Raw genomic sequence first — 14,923 nt, 5'->3', positions numbered from 1 at the left:
CGTATCTATTCGCGGTGATAGGGGTGGTTTGCGTTGACCGACCAGGCCCGGTAGAGCTGCTCTACCAGCAGCACCCGCGCAAACGCATGGGGCAAGGTCAAATCCGATAGCCGGATGCGCTCATGCGCCGCCTGGCGAAACGCCGGGTCCAGCCCATCGGGGCCGCCAATCACCAGCGCCACGTCATCGCTTTCCAACTGCCAAGTCTTGAGCTTACCCGCCAACGCCAAAGTAGTCAGTGTGGTGCCACGTTCATCCAGGGCAACAATACGGGCATTGCGCCCGATGCTGGACATGATGGCTGCTTCTATGCGCTCACGCTCGGCCGCATAAATCGTCTCCAGGGTCTTGGAGCCCCGGGGTTCGGTCTTAACCGCCTTGAGCTCCAGCTTGAGCTCGGGCGGGAAGCGTTTGGCGTAGTCGTCGTAGGCAGTTTGTGCCCAGTCGGGCATGCGCTGGCCTACGGCCACAATCACCAGCTTCATTTACTTGCGGCCGGGAGCCCGTTTGGCCGGAGCCTTGGGGGTCTTAGGCGCGGCGCGCTTGGCGGCAGCGGCCTTCTTCACGGTTTCGATCGGCGCCTTGATGACGATGGTCTTGACCGCCGTTTTCACGGCCGTCTTGGCGGGTGCTTTGGCAACGGTCTTGGCTGCAGTTTTAGCAGGCGCCTTGGCGGCTACGGCCTTTTTCGCTGGCACGGCCTTCTTGGCTGCAGGTGCTGCCACCGTTTTCTTTGCTGCTTTTTTAGGAGCATCCAGCACAGGACGCTCGGGCGCCAGCAGGCTTTCTGCATGTTCGCGTGCGGCGATCTTGCTGGCGCGTTTGGCGGCTGCGGGCGACAGCTTCTTGGCTGGCGTCTTCTTGGCTGGGGCCTTGACCGGAGGCTTGGCTTCTTCGGCCTTGGGCAGCGGCTTGGCCGAACCCAGCTTCAGGCGCACCGGCTTTTCGCCCCACAACTCTTCCAGGTGGTAGTACTGGCGGATCGCGGGTTGCATGATGTGCACCACAGCGCGGCCGCAATCCACAATGATCCATTCGCCATTGGCTTCGCCTTCGGTGCGCGGCTTGGCAAAGCCTGCATCGCGCACGGCATCGCGCACGCTGGAGGCCAGGGCCTTGGTTTGGCGGTTCGAAGTACCCGAGGCGATGATCACACGCTCAAACAGCGCGGACAGACCTTCGGTATCAAACACCACAATGTCTACCGCTTTGACATCCTCCAGACCATCGACGATGGCGCGTTGGAGTTTTTGGGTGTCTTTTTTGGCGACAGTTTCCGATTGGGCAGAGGTGGTCATCGATTTGCTTGGTAGAGATGGTGTTGGTCAATATAGCGCGCCACGCCTTCGGGGACCAGATGGGCTATCCCCTGAGATGTTGCTGCGCGGTGTCGAATGTCGGTGGCACTCAGCGCCATGGGCGGCAGGTGCAGCGCCTGAAAGCGCCCTGGCGGCAGACTCTCAGAAACAAATTCAGGCGTAAATGGACCGCTTGCGCTTGTGTTGTCTGCGCGCAAAGCTACCGAAATTATAGCAGCCTGGACAATATCCCGCCAACCATGCCAGCTGGGCAGGCGCGCAGCCTGGTCTTCGCCCATCAACAGGAACAGCTCCGCCTGGGGCTGCTCGGCACGCAATTCGTTCAAAGTGTCTATGGTGTAGGTTGGCCCTTCACGCTGAATTTCGCGCGGGTCCACCACCACTTTGGGGATGTCACCAAAGGCCAATTGAGCCATGGCTAGCCGGTGCACGGCCGGGCTCAGGGTGCGCGACTTGTGCCAGGCATGGCCGGTGGGGAACACGTACAAGGCATCCAGCTGCAGCTGCTGCAGCGCTGTACGCGCCAGCGCCAGATGCATGTTGTGCGGCGGATCGAACGCACCGCCAAACACGCCTATTCTTCGTAAAGCTGCGCTCACACCCAGTCTCGCGGCGGCAGAAAGTGGCGCGCCAACGCGTCTTCAGCCGAGCCCTCTTCCGGCTGGTGCTGGTAGGACCAGCTGGCCAGCGGCGGCATGGACAACAGAATGGACTCGGTGCGCCCGCCCGACTGCAGGCCGAAATGCGTGCCGCGGTCCCACACCAAGTTGAACTCCACATAGCGGCCGCGCCGGTACAACTGAAAGGCCCGTTCGCGCTCGCCATACGGCATGTCCTTGCGGCGCTGCAAGATAGGTACATACGCGTCCAGAAACGCCGAACCCACGGCCTGCGTCATGGCCATGCTCTGGTCTTGCCCCAGCTCGGAAAAATCGTCAAAAAACACGCCGCCAATGCCACGCGCTTCCTGCCGGTGCTTGAGGTAGAAATACTCGTCGCACCATTTTTTGAAGCGCGGGTATTTGTCGTCACCGAACGGCGCCAGAGCCGTCTGGCAGCTGCGGTGGAAGTGCACCGCGTCTTCTTCAAAGCCGTAGATCGGCGTCAAATCCATGCCGCCGCCAAACCAGCAGACCGGGGCGGCATCAGCGGGCGAGGCCACGATCATGCGCACATTCATGTGCACCGTGGGCGCATAGGGGTTGCGCGGGTGAAACACCAGGGACACGCCCATGGCCTCGAAAGGTGCGCCGGCCAGTTGCGGCCGATGCTGGGTGGCAGAAGGCGGCAGCTTGGGGCCGCGCACGTGCGAGAAGCCGCAACCCGCACGCTCCAGCACCCCACCGTTCTCCAGTATCTGGGTGATACCCCGACCCTGCAATGGCTCGCCCGGCGGTTTTTCCCATGCGTCCGACAGAAACGCACCGCCGTCCAGTGCGGCCATACGGCGAGTGATGCTGGACTGCAAGCCCAGCAGATAGTCGCGCATAGCGACGGCCAAGTCCGGGCCGGAGCTCAAGTGCGTGCGGCGCGGTGGCCGATGTCCCGGCGGTATTGCATACCGTCAAAGTGGATGCCACGCGTGGCTTCATATGCCTGCTGTTGCGCCAGCTTGACGTTGTCGGCCAACACGGTCACACACAGCACACGGCCGCCCGAGGTAGACACCACATCGCCCTGCTTGGTGGTGCCCGCGTGGAACACCACGGTATCGTCGCTGTTCTTGGGCAGGCCGGTAATGGCGTCACCCTTGCGCGGATTCAGCGGGTAACCGTGTGCGGCCAGCACCACGCCCAGCGCAATGCGGCGGTCCCAGTCCAGACTGATCTGGTCCAGCTTGCCATGCGGGCCGGGTTCTGTGGCAGCCCACAGCACTTCAAACAGGTCCGACTTCAAACGCATCATCAACGGCTGGGTTTCGGGGTCGCCCAGGCGGCAGTTGAACTCCAACGTCTTGGGTTTGCCCTTGGCATCGATCATCAGGCCGGCGTACAAAAAGCCGGTGAAGGTGATGCCGTCTTTTTCCATGCCCTTGATGGTGGGCAAGATGATTTCGCGCATGGCACGTGCGTGCACATCGGCCGTGACCACGGGCGCAGGCGAATACGCGCCCATGCCGCCAGTATTCGGCCCTTCATCGCCGTCCAGCAGACGCTTGTGGTCCTGGCTGGTGGCGAGCGGCACCACATTCTTGCCGTCGCACATGACGATGAAGCTGGCCTCTTCGCCAGCCAGAAACTCTTCAATCACCACCCGCGCGCCACCCTCGTTGTGGCTCACCCCCAGGGTGTTGTCGACCAGCATGAAGTCCACCGCCTCATGGGCCTCGGCCAGCGTCTGCGCCACCACCACGCCCTTGCCGGCGGCCAGACCGTCGGCCTTGACGACGATGGGCGCGCCCATCTTGTCCACATAGGCGTGGGCCGCCACGGGGTCGGAGAAGGTTTCGAACTCGGCCGTGGGGATCGCATGGCGCTGCATGAAGGCCTTGGAGAAAGCCTTGGAGCTTTCCAGCTGGGCGGCGGCCTTGGTCGGGCCAAAAATACGCATGCCGTGGGCGCGGAACTCATCCACCACACCAGCCGCCAGCGGGCCTTCGGGGCCGACAACGGTCAGGGCGATGCCCTCGGTCTGGGCCCATTTGCGCAAGGCTTGCACGTCATTGATGGGTACATTGATCAGTTGGCTGTCCAACGCTGTACCGCCATTGCCCGGCGCAACAAACACCTGGGACACACGTTCGCAGCCATTCATCTTCCATGCCAGCGCATGTTCACGGCCACCGCCGCCAATTACGAGAACTTTCATAAGGCAGCGTTGTGAAAGACTTCTTGGACATCGTCCAGGTCTTCGAGCACATCCAGTAGTTTTTGCATTTTTTCGGCGTCTTCGCCATCCAGTTCTATGGTGTTTTCGGCCCGCATGGTGACTTCGGCCACCTCGGGTTTGAGCCCTGCCGCATCCAGTGCCAGCTTGACTTTTTCAAAATCAGTGTAGGCGGTCAACACTTCGATGGCGCCGTCTTCGCCGGTGATCACGTCTTCGGCGCCGGCTTCCAGTGCGACTTCCATCACCTTGTCTTCGTCCGTACCCGGAGCAAACACAAATTGCCCGCAATGCTTGAACTGGAACGACACCGAGCCTTCGGTACCCATGTTACCGCCATGCTTGCTGAACGCGTGGCGCACTTCGGCCACGGTACGTACACGGTTGTCGGTCATGGTGTCCACGATGATGGCAGCGCCGCCGATGCCATAGCCTTCATAGCGGATTTCCTCGTAGCTCACGCCTTCCAGCGTGCCGGTGGCTTTTTCGATGTTGCGCTTGACGGTGTCCGCGGGCAAGTTGGCCGCCTTGGCCTTTTCAACCGCCAGGCGCAGGCGCGGGTTGATGCTCAGGTCGCCGCCGCCCAAACGGGCCGCGACCATGATTTCACGGATCACGCGCGTCCAGATCTTGCCGCGTTTCTCATCCTGGCGACCTTTGCGGTGCTGAATATTCGCCCATTTACTGTGACCAGCCACGTAAAGTCCTTCTAGTTTGATTTAATCTACTGGCGCGATTTTACTTTCCCACCGCCCCCATTCCTGTCCAGGACGCACCCCCATGGCCGACGCTATTCTTCTTGCCAAAAACGCCACCACCACCTGCGAGCTGCTACCTGCCCTGGCCAATCGCCACGGCCTGATCACCGGCGCCACCGGCACCGGCAAGACCGTCACCCTGCAAACCCTGGCCGAAAACTTCTCCAAGATCGGCGTGCCGGTGTTCATGGCCGACGTCAAGGGCGACCTCACCGGCATCAGCCAGGCGGGCCGCATCGGCGACAAGCTGGCCGGCATCCTGAAGGAACGCGGCATCGACCAACCCGCATCCCTGGCCTGCCCGGCCACGCTGTGGGACGTGTTTGGCGAACAAGGCCACCCGGTACGAGCCACCGTGTCCGACATGGGCCCGCTGCTGCTGGGCCGCATGCTGAACCTGAACGACACCCAGGGCGGCGTGCTGAACATGGTGTTCAAGATCGCCGACGACCACGGCCTGCTGCTGCTCGACCTGAAAGACCTGCGCGCCATGCTGCAGTACGTGGGCGATAACAGCAGCGAATTCACCACCCAGTACGGCAATGTGTCGGCCGCCAGCGTAGGCGCCATCCAGCGCGGCCTGCTGCAGATCGAGTCGCAAGGCGGCGACAAGTTCTTTGGCGAGCCCATGCTGAACATCAGCGATTTCATGCAAACAGTGGATGGCCAGGGCGTGGTCAACATCCTGGCCGCCGACAAGCTGATGAATTCGCCGCGCCTGTACGCCACCTTTTTGCTCTGGATGCTGTCCGAGCTGTTCGAGCAACTGCCAGAAATTGGCGACCCCGAAATCCCGAAGCTGGTGTTCTTCTTCGACGAAGCCCATCTGCTGTTCAACGAGGCGCCCAAGGCCCTGGTGGAACGTATCGAGCTGGTGGTGCGCCTGGTGCGCTCCAAGGGCGTGGGCGTCTACTTTGTGACACAAAACCCGCTGGACATCCCTGACTCGGTGCTGGCCCAGCTGGGCAACCGCGTGCAGCACGCGCTGCGCGCCTTCACCCCGCGCGACCAAAAGGCAGTCAAGGCTACGGCCCAGACCATGCGGCAAAAACCCGGCCTGGACATCGAAGCCGCCATCACCGAGCTGGCCGTGGGCGAAGCCCTGGTCAGCTTGCTGGACGAAAAGGGCCGGCCCAGTGTGACGGAGCGCGTGTTCGTGCTGCCGCCTGGCAGCCAGCTCGGCCCGATCAGCACCGAGCAGCGCCAGGCGTTGCTGCAGGGCTCGCTGGTGGCCGGCGTCTACGAAAAACTGGTGGACCGCGAATCCGCCTACGAAAAGCTCAAGGGCCGCACAGAAACCACGGCGGCGAATGCCTCTGCCACTGGCACAGCCCCCGCCGGCAGCGCTCCCCTGCCCGGCCAGGCCGCACCAACAGCAACCAGCAACAGCGCCCTGGGTGGCGTGATGGGCGGACTGAACGACATCCTGTTCGGCAGCACCGGCCCGCGCGGTGGCCGGCACGACGGCCTGGCGCAGACCATGATGAAGTCCGCCGTGCGCACCATGGGCACCAAGATGGGCCAGGAGATTCTGCGCGGCGTGCTGGGCGGCATCTTCGGCGGAAAGCGCTGAACAGACTGGCTGGGAATTTTTAAGAAATCGGCCTCTAGCGCAGGATATACCTTCGCCTGCAGCTATTTAATCCATAGCGCCGACATAGTCTTTCGGCGTGGTCACCATGCCTAGAAACCCAGCCACCGGCACACAAAATGCATAGCGTGTACCCTGCTTGCCAGAAGGCCAGCCCATCGCTACATTGGATTTTTTGAGGATGCCCCATGCCTGTTGACGTAGCCACCGGTTCCCCTGCCCCCGCCGCGCCGGCGGGCCCCAGCCACATCCGCCTGACCTCGCACGCCAGCGGCTACGGCGCCCTGCCGATACGCTGGGCCGCGGCCACCGCCGCCGAGCGCGGCCCGGTGGTCGGCACCACCACCAAGCGCAGCCACCGCAATGTGATCGGCACACACAGCGGCAGCTACAGCATCTACCGCGCGCTGGCCGTGGCCTCCGGCGGCCTGTCGCCCAAACACAAGGCGGACCTGACCAACACCATGCCGACCGACGTGATCGGCCCCTACCCGCAGTGGAGCGAGCCGGGCCGCATCGTCGCCATGGACCCCTGGGGCGCCACCATCGCCACCGAATTCGCAGCAGAGCTGGCGGCGGGCTACGACATCCGCCCCACCATCGCGGTGACGCAGGCCCATGTGATCCTGCCCGAGGTGATCGAGGCGCTGCAATCCGGCCGCCTGCAGGCCGACGGCAAATTCCTCACCCCCAGCGGCGCGGCCATGGTCACCAAGGTGGCCGTGGAGCCGGTGTGGTACCTGCCCGAAGTGGCCAAGCGCTTCAACTGCACAGAGTCCGAGCTGCGCCGCGTGCTGTTCGAAGAAACCGGCGGCATGTACCCCGAGCTGGTGACGCGCAGCGACCTGGAAGTATTCCTGCCGCCCATCGGCGGGCTGACCGCCTATATCTTCGGCAACCCGCGCGACCTGGCGAACCCCGAGGTCGAACTCACCGCGCGCGTGCACGACGAATGCAATGGCTCGGACGTGTTCGGCTCCGACATCTGCACCTGCCGCCCCTACCTGACACACGCCATCGAGGAATGCATACAGGGCGCGCAGCGCGGCGGAGTCGGCCTGGTGTCGTACTTCCGCAAGGAAGGCCGGGCTCTGGGCGAGGTCACCAAATTTCTGGTTTACAACGCCCGCAAACGCCAGGTCGGCGGCGACACGGCCGACCAGTACTTCAACCGCACCGAGTGCGTGGCCGGCGTGCAGGACATGCGCTTCCAGGAACTCATGCCCGACGTGCTGAACTGGCTGGGCATACGCAAGATCCACCGCCTGGTGTCTATGAGCAATATGAAATACGACGCCATCACCCGCGCCGGCATCGAGGTGGTGAAACGCATCAATATCCCCGAGCACATGATCCCCGCCGACGCCCAGGTCGAAATGGACGCGAAAATGGCGGCCGGTTACTTCACCCCCGGCGCTGTGCCGGACGCTGAAGAACTGAAAAAGGCCAAAGGCCGTGGACTCACTGAATGACTATGGATTTGATAGCTGCCAGCGCAGATGCTGCCAGTGCTAGCGCCCTGTTGCGCTCTACACAAGCGGTACGCGAACGGGCCCGGGGCCTGCTGGCGCGTGCGCGCGCCGGCAACTCCGCCTACTTCACGGTGGCAGATGCCGCCCTGCAACCCACCGCTGCCCTGGTGGCCCAGGTCACGCGCGAACGTTACCCCACGCTGGACATCCCGTACCACAGCCGCTGGCGCCATTTCGAGGCCGGTGGCGTGAACCGTGTGGAGCTGCTCAATGAAGAGTTGGGCAAGGTATCTGTCGCCAAGCGCGCCCGCTCGCAGATCGACCTGGCCATCGTCAGCGTGCTACTGGATGCCGGCGCCGGCCCCGACTGGCACTACAACGACCCGCGCACCGGCAAAACCTATAGCCGCTCTGAAGGCCTGGGCGTGGCCAGCTACAACGCGTTTACCAAGGGCCTGTTTTCCAGCAAACCCATGCAGCCCTGCCAGGCCGACGCCGAGGGCCTGCAGGCCATCACCGCGCGCCAGTTGGGCGACGCCTTCCAGGTCGGGGTGGAAAACCCGCTGGTCGGGCTGGAAGGCCGTGCCGCACTCTTACGCCGCCTGGGCGCGGTGATTGCCGCCCAGTCCGAGGTGTTTGGTGGCGCCGGCGGCCTGTGCCGCCCGGGTCGCCTGTTTGACTATCTGGTGCCCGTGAATACCGACACCCCCACCGTCTCGGCCCACGCCATTCTGGTGGCACTGCTCACCACGCTATCGCCCATCTGGCCTGCGCAGAACGCTATCAAAACAGATGATGGCAGCGAGATCGCGCTGGGCGACTGCTGGCGCCATAGCGCCGTGCCCGGCGAGGGCGCGAGTGCCGGCTGGATGCCCTTCCACAAGCTGTCGCAGTGGCTCAGCTATTCCCTGCTGGAGCCGTTGGAATGGGCCGACGTGCCCGTCACCGGCCTGGACGCCCTCACCGGCCTGCCCGAATACCGCAACGGCGGCCTGCTGCTGGACGGCGGCGTGCTGGGCTGGAAAGACCCGGCCCTGGCCGGCCAGACGCATACCGCGGGAGATGAATGCATCGTCGAATGGCGCGCGCTGACCGTGGCCCTGCTGGACGAGCTGGCACCGCTGGTACGCGCCGAGCTGGGCCTGACGCCTGAGCAAATGCCCCTGGCCTGCGTGCTCGAAGGCGGCACCTGGGCCGCCGGCCGAGTGCTGGCACAGCGCCTGCGTGGCGGCACACCGCCTCTGAACATCGTCAGCGACGGCACCGTTTTTTAACTTGGAATCGAAGAGCACACCATGAGCACCGTACACCTGATCAACCACCCCCTGGTGCAACACAAGCTGACGCTGATGCGCCGCAAGGACGCCAGCACCAACACCTTCCGCCGCCTGCTCAACGAGCTGTCCAGCCTGATGGCCTACGAGGTCACGCGTGACATGGCGATGCAGGACATCGAGATCGAAACCCCGCTGGAGAAAATGACCGCCAAGGTCATCGACGGCAAGAAGCTGGTGTTCGTCTCCATCCTGCGCGCCGGCAACGGCATTCTGGAAGGCATGCTCAGCGTGGTGCCGGGCGCGCGCGTGGGCCACGTCGGCCTGTACCGCGACCCGAAAACGCTGACGGCCGTGGAGTACTACTTCAAGATGCCCAGCGAAATGCACGAGCGCGACATCGTCATCGTGGACCCGATGTTGGCCACCGGCAACTCGGCCATTGCAGCCGTGGAGCGCCTCAAGGAATTGAACCCGAAGTCCATCAAGTTCGTCTGCCTGCTGACCTGCCCCGAAGGCGTGGCCGCGCTGCAGGCCGCCCACCCGGACGTCGACATCTACACCGCCGCCATCGACCGCCAGCTCAGCGACCACGGCTACATCCTGCCCGGTCTAGGCGATGCGGGCGACCGAATTTTCGGCACAAAATAAGCCGCCAGAGCAGGTAAACACTGCGCCAATAGCTACCTAATCAATAGTAATACAAGCGTGGGCCAGACGCGCTTTCCGGAGCCTTGGCGAAAGTATGCCGATCGCCATCACCGGTGCCGAGCTGATATGGCGCGTCTCATCTCTCCTCCCGGGCAGAAGCTCTGCACGGCTTGCATACTTCCATGGCCTGCTCGCCCGGCCAGTCCCCTTGGCGCACGATACGCCGGAACCGCACATCCTGCTATGCACGCATTGCCCTAGTTGAAAAACGGGCAAAGGTGGCTACGATCCTGTAGGGCAGTGTTCGCGCTGGCTGCTACAGCGGGCCAATGCCTCTCGGCTCAGGAGTATGGATGTCCCCTAATACAGCGGTAGCACGAACTGCCATGCCCTACGCAAAAACGCGGGAGCAGGCCTGCGCGCGCCATCCACCCCGCCTGGGCCGCATATGACAACCAACCCGCCCCAGCCTTCTGACGCTGCCGACACCCAGCTTTGGCTGTTGTTTCAACGCAGCCAGCGCGCCATGTGCATACTGGCCGTCGACTCGGGACAGGTGCTGGCCGCCAACCAGGCCATGCTGCGGCACTACGGCTATGGCGAAGCGGAATTCCTGGCCATGCAGGTGTGGGATTTGTGGCCGCCTACCGATGGCGACACGGCTCAAATGCGCAGTCAGGTGCCCCGGCCCGGGCAGGCCGCCCTCGCATGCCACCACCGCCACCGCGACGGCACGCTGATGGAGGTGGAAATCACCGCCGACGCCCTGCAATTCCAAGGCGTCGCGGCACACCATTGGCTGGTCCTGGACATCACCCAGCGCGCGCACGCCGAGCGCGAATGGGCTCGCCTGCACCGTGCCCACCAGATGCTCAGCAGCTGCAATATGGCGCTGATACGGGCCACCCTGGAAGACAGCTTGCTGCAGGAGATTTGCCGCATCACGGTGGACATCGGCGGCTACTGGGGCGCCTGGGTGGGCTTTACGCGCAACGACGAGGCCAAAACCATAGAGCGCGTGGCATTTGCAGGTGTCAGGCCGGCGTATCCGCCGCAGTACAGAACATCCTGGTCGGACGCCGTACCTGAAGGCATGGGCGCTGCGGGCACAACGGTGCGCAGCGGCAGAACCACCATCCTGCATGACATCCGGTCCACGGCGGGCAGCCGTCCCTGGGGCCATTTGCTGCAGGCTGCGGGCGTGGGTGGCGTGGTCTGTCTGCCGCTGCGTGAAGGCACGCGCACTTTTGGCGTACTGCTGCTATACGCACACGAGATCATCGACGCCAGCCATGACGAAATCCAGCTGCTGGAAGAGATGGCCAACGACCTGGCCTTTGGCATAGGTAGCCTGCGTGCCCAGCAGGAGTCCCGGCGCGACGTGCAAACCCGCGCCGAGATCCTGGACATCCAGCAGCAGATCGCGGGGCTGGACCACGACCTGTCCCGGGCCATGCAAACCATCACCCAACGGGCCTGCGGGCTGACCACGGCCGATGGCTGCTCGATTGATCTGCTCGAAGCGGACTTCCTGCGCACCGCCGCCCACTACGGCCGGGCACCGGTTAGGCAGTGTCCGCTCAATGAGCGGAGCTTGACGGCCCTGGCCGCACGCACGGGCTGCACGCAAACCAGCGCGGACACTGAAACCGACCCACGGGTAGACCACGAGGCCACCCGCAGCATGGGCGTGCGCTCGCTGGTCATGGTGCCCTTGCTGGTGCAAGGACGGGTGGAAGGCGTTTTCCATATCTCCTGGCGCTCCCCACAGGCTTTTACGCCGCGCGATGTGGAGAATCTTCAAATCCTGGTGGAAACGCTGGGCGCCACCCTGCAGCGCCACCGACTGGCTGAACAGCTGCGCACCTCGGAAAGCCAGTACCGGATGCTGTTCGAAAGCAACCCCCAACCCACGTGGGTGGTGGGCCAGGACCTGCGCCTGCTGGCAGTCAACCAGGCCATGGTGGAAAACTATGGCTACAGCCGCCAGGAGTTGCTGAGCATGCGCCTAAGCGAGCTCTGGGCCAAAGATATCGAGCAAGGGGAAGTCATGGTGCGCGAGCACCTATGTGAACAAAGCAGCCTGCGCCTGCTGCACCAGCACCGGACCAAGAGCGGTAAGACCATAGACGTGGAGATCATCGCCAACAGCATCATCTTCAACAGCATGCCCGCCCACCTGGCCATGGGGACCGACATCACCCAACGCATGCGCGCCGAGCGCGAGCTGGCCCAGGTCAGCCGGGCGCAGCAGATGCTGAGCACCTGCAACGAGGCGCTGATACGCGCCAGCACCGAAGCTGCGCTACTGGCCGATATCTGCCGCATCACAGTAGATATTGGCGGTTACCTGGGCGCCTGGGTCGGCTTTGCGCTCGATGATGCGGCCAAATCACTGGAGCGCGTGGGCTCCGCAGGCACGGTGTCGCCCGACTCCGAGGTATCCAAAATCTCCTGGGCGGCCGACAACCCACGCGGCAACGGCCCGGCCGGACGCACCATACGCAGCGGCCAGGCGGTCATCATCAGCGACCATGCCGACATCGACCCGGCCCAGGCCCCCGGCCGCAGCACCCTGCTGGCCAGCGGCATTCGCGGCATGGTCAGCCTGCCGCTGAGGGACATGCAGCGCACTTTCGGTGTGCTTTTTCTGTGTACCCGAGAGGCACTGAACATCACCCAGGAAGAGCTGCAACTGCTGCAAGAGCTAGCCAACGACCTGGCGTTCGGTATTGGCAATCTGCGGGCGCAGACCGAGCAGCGCCGACTGCAGAACGCCGTGCTCACGGTGGCCGCGGCCGTATCGGCCAGCTCCGGCCTGGAGTTCTTCAGCCAGATGGCTCGCCATATGTGCGAAGCCCTGGGAGCGCAGGCCGCATTTGTGACCCGCATGCTGCCGGGCGAACCGCCACGGGGCCGCACCCTGGCCGCCGTACTGAACGGCCAACGCCTGGCCGACTTTGACTACGCCATCCTGGGCACGCCCTGCGAAAATCTGTTTCGCAACAGCCACTGGGTGGAAACACACGACGTCACCGTCCGCTATCCCAAAGCAAAAGAGCTGGCCCAGATGGGCGCCCAAGCCTATGTAGGCCAGCGGCTGAAAGATGCCCATGGCAACCCCATAGGGCAGATCTTCGTGCTCTACCGCACGCCACTGGCGGACCACGCCCTCATCCTGTCCACGCTGCAGATTTTTGCCGCCCGCGTGGCGGCCGAGATGCAAAGGCTGAAGGCCGATACCCAGCTCCGCGACCAGGCAGCGCTGCTTGACAAGGCCCAGGACGCAATAGTGCAATACGACCTGGCCGGCAACATCATCTACTGGAACCACGGCGCCGAGCGCCTGACCGGTTGGACCGCCGAGGAGGCGCTGGGCCAACCCATGCACCAGCGCATCTTCCTCGACCCAAGCGTATTCACGGAAAGCATGCGCCAGCTGATGCTGGCCAGTGCCTGGCAAGGCGAGGTGCAACACCTGCGCAAGGATGGCCGGATAGTGGCCGTGGAATCGCACTGGACCCTGGTGCACGACGAGCAAGGCCTGCCCCGCTCGGTGCTGTCCATCAACACCGACATCACCCAGCGTAAAGCCGCTGAGCGCGAAATCCAGCAACTGGCCTTCTACGACCAGCTCACCCAGTTGCCCAACCGCCTACTGTTGATGGACAGGCTCCAGCAGGCATTGACCGGCAGCGCGCGCCATGGCCGCTACGGCGCCTTGCTGTTCATTGACCTGGACAACTTCAAGACCCTGAACGACACCCTGGGCCACGAAAGCGGCGACCTGCTGCTGCAGCAAGTAGCCGCCCGCCTGAGCGCCTGCGTGCGCGGGGTCGATACGGTATCGCGCTTCGGCGGCGACGAGTTCGTGGTGATGCTGGAAGACCTGAGCAACAACAGCGCCGAAGCCGTGCTGATCGCCCGCAGCATGGGCGAGAAGATACTGGCCGCCCTGGCCGCGCCCTATGTGCTGGGCGGCCTGGAGCACAACACCACCTCCAGCATAGGCGTGGCCCCATTCGGCCAAGAAAGCCTGGGCACGAGCGAACTGCTCAAACAGGCCGACCTGGCCATGTACCAGGCCAAGACCGCCGGGCGCAACGCCATCCGCTTCTTCAACCCCAGCATGCAGGCCATCGTCAACGCACGGGCGCAGCTGGAGCTGGAAATGCGCCAGGCCCTGGCGCAACAGGAATACTTGCTGCACTACCAACCCCAGTTCAATGCCGAGGGCCAGATCATCGGCGTGGAAGCCCTGGTGCGCTGGCTGCACCCGCGGCGCGGCCTGATCTCGCCCGCTGAATTCATTCCTGTCGCTGAAGACACCGGCATCATCATTCCGCTAGGCCAGTGGGTGCTCAGCAACGCCTGCCAGCAGCTCAAAAAATGGCAAGGCCAGGCCTCGACCGCGCACATCAGCATGGCCGTCAACGTCAGTGCGCGGCAGTTCCACCACCCCGATTTCGTAGAGCAAACCACCCAGACCGTGCTGGCCAGTGGCGTGGACGCCCGCCAGGTCAAGCTGGAGCTGACCGAAAGCCTGCTGGTCAACGACCTGGACCTGACAATCGCCAAGATGACCGCACTCCAGGCCCTGGGCCTAGGCTTTTCGCTGGACGACTTCGGCACCGGCTATTCATCCCTGTCCTATCTCAAGCGCCTGCCGCTGGGCCAGCTGAAGATAGACCAGTCCTTTGTGCGCGACATTGCCGAAGACGTGAACGACGCCTCCATCGTGCGCACCATCATCGCCCTGGGCCAAAGCCTGGGCCTGGCGGTGATTGCCGAAGGGGTGGAGACCACGGCCCAGCGCGACTTCCTGGCCCTGCACGGCTGCGCGGCCTACCAGGGCTATCTGTTCAGCCGTCCGCTGCCCATCGAAGCCTTGGATAAATTATTGGCCGCCAGCGCAGACTAGACCTGCGCCAGCAGCTGCCAATTTGATAGCATCCAGACTGAGCTCCCATGTAGTCCGCCACGCCCTCCTTGGCGTGAAAGCTGCATGGTCCGTGTTTTGAAAGGAATGTGC

Annotated in this window: 11 protein-coding genes; 5 read left to right on the top strand and 6 right to left on the bottom strand. The window is 63.6% G+C overall.

The features are described from left to right. Positions 1-5: 5 nt before the first annotated feature. Genes rlmH through AC07O2_RS14780 form a run of 6 tightly spaced genes read right to left on the bottom strand, consistent with a single transcriptional unit; the run spans position 6 to position 4,843 of the window. Positions 6-485, bottom strand: coding sequence for a 23S rRNA (pseudouridine(1915)-N(3))-methyltransferase RlmH (rlmH, locus tag AC07O2_RS14805; protein WP_490590233.1), 480 nt, complete (start codon positions 483-485; stop codon positions 6-8). After that, complete coding sequence (rsfS, locus tag AC07O2_RS14800; RefSeq protein ID WP_495076501.1) at positions 486-1,298, bottom strand: ribosome silencing factor; 813 nt, start codon at positions 1,296-1,298, stop codon at positions 486-488. Further along, complete coding sequence (gene nadD, locus AC07O2_RS14795; RefSeq protein WP_495076549.1) at positions 1,295-1,924, bottom strand: nicotinate (nicotinamide) nucleotide adenylyltransferase; 630 nt, start codon at positions 1,922-1,924, stop codon at positions 1,295-1,297. The genes rsfS and nadD overlap by 4 nt, the downstream gene beginning before the upstream one ends. After that, positions 1,915-2,808, bottom strand: coding sequence for an oxygen-dependent coproporphyrinogen oxidase (hemF, locus tag AC07O2_RS14790; protein WP_495076548.1), 894 nt, complete (start codon positions 2,806-2,808; stop codon positions 1,915-1,917). The genes nadD and hemF overlap by 10 nt, the downstream gene beginning before the upstream one ends. Before the next feature lie 26 nt (positions 2,809-2,834). Further along, positions 2,835-4,127: a phosphoribosylamine--glycine ligase gene (gene purD / locus AC07O2_RS14785; RefSeq protein WP_495076500.1), complete on the bottom strand. Its 1,293-nt coding sequence runs from the start codon at positions 4,125-4,127 to the stop codon at positions 2,835-2,837. Beyond that, complete coding sequence (locus AC07O2_RS14780; RefSeq protein ID WP_495076499.1) at positions 4,124-4,843, bottom strand: YebC/PmpR family DNA-binding transcriptional regulator; 720 nt, start codon at positions 4,841-4,843, stop codon at positions 4,124-4,126. The genes purD and AC07O2_RS14780 overlap by 4 nt, the downstream gene beginning before the upstream one ends. 82 nt (positions 4,844-4,925) lie before the next feature. On the opposite strand from AC07O2_RS14780, the gene AC07O2_RS14775 reads away from it, so the two are divergent. From AC07O2_RS14775 to AC07O2_RS14755, 5 genes are all read left to right on the top strand, one after another. After that, the gene (locus tag AC07O2_RS14775; RefSeq protein ID WP_495076498.1) at positions 4,926-6,476 is read left to right on the top strand and encodes a helicase HerA-like domain-containing protein; all 1,551 of its coding nucleotides are present in this window, start codon (positions 4,926-4,928) and stop codon (positions 6,474-6,476) included. A gap of 206 nt (positions 6,477-6,682) precedes the next feature. Beyond that, on the top strand, positions 6,683-7,966 hold the full coding sequence (locus tag AC07O2_RS14770; RefSeq protein WP_495076497.1) for a GTP cyclohydrolase II: 1,284 nt from the start codon (positions 6,683-6,685) through the stop codon (positions 7,964-7,966). Positions 7,967-7,968: 2 nt separating this feature from the next. After that, positions 7,969-9,240, top strand: a complete 1,272-nt coding sequence (locus AC07O2_RS14765) for a URC4/urg3 family protein (protein WP_495076496.1) — start codon at positions 7,969-7,971, stop codon at positions 9,238-9,240. A 21-nt stretch (positions 9,241-9,261) separates the two neighbouring features. Next, entirely contained in the window at positions 9,262-9,891 is a 630-nt protein-coding gene (upp, locus tag AC07O2_RS14760) for a uracil phosphoribosyltransferase (protein WP_490590242.1), read from the top strand. A 448-nt stretch (positions 9,892-10,339) separates the two neighbouring features. Beyond that, positions 10,340-14,812 (top strand): EAL domain-containing protein, encoded by a 4,473-nt coding sequence (locus AC07O2_RS14755; RefSeq protein ID WP_495076495.1) that lies wholly within the window; start codon positions 10,340-10,342, stop codon positions 14,810-14,812. Positions 14,813-14,923 lie beyond the last annotated feature (111 nt).

The sequence above is a fragment of the Rhodoferax sp. GW821-FHT10B06 genome (assembly GCF_059415605.1).
This window is presented reverse-complemented; position numbering and strand designations above follow the sequence as displayed.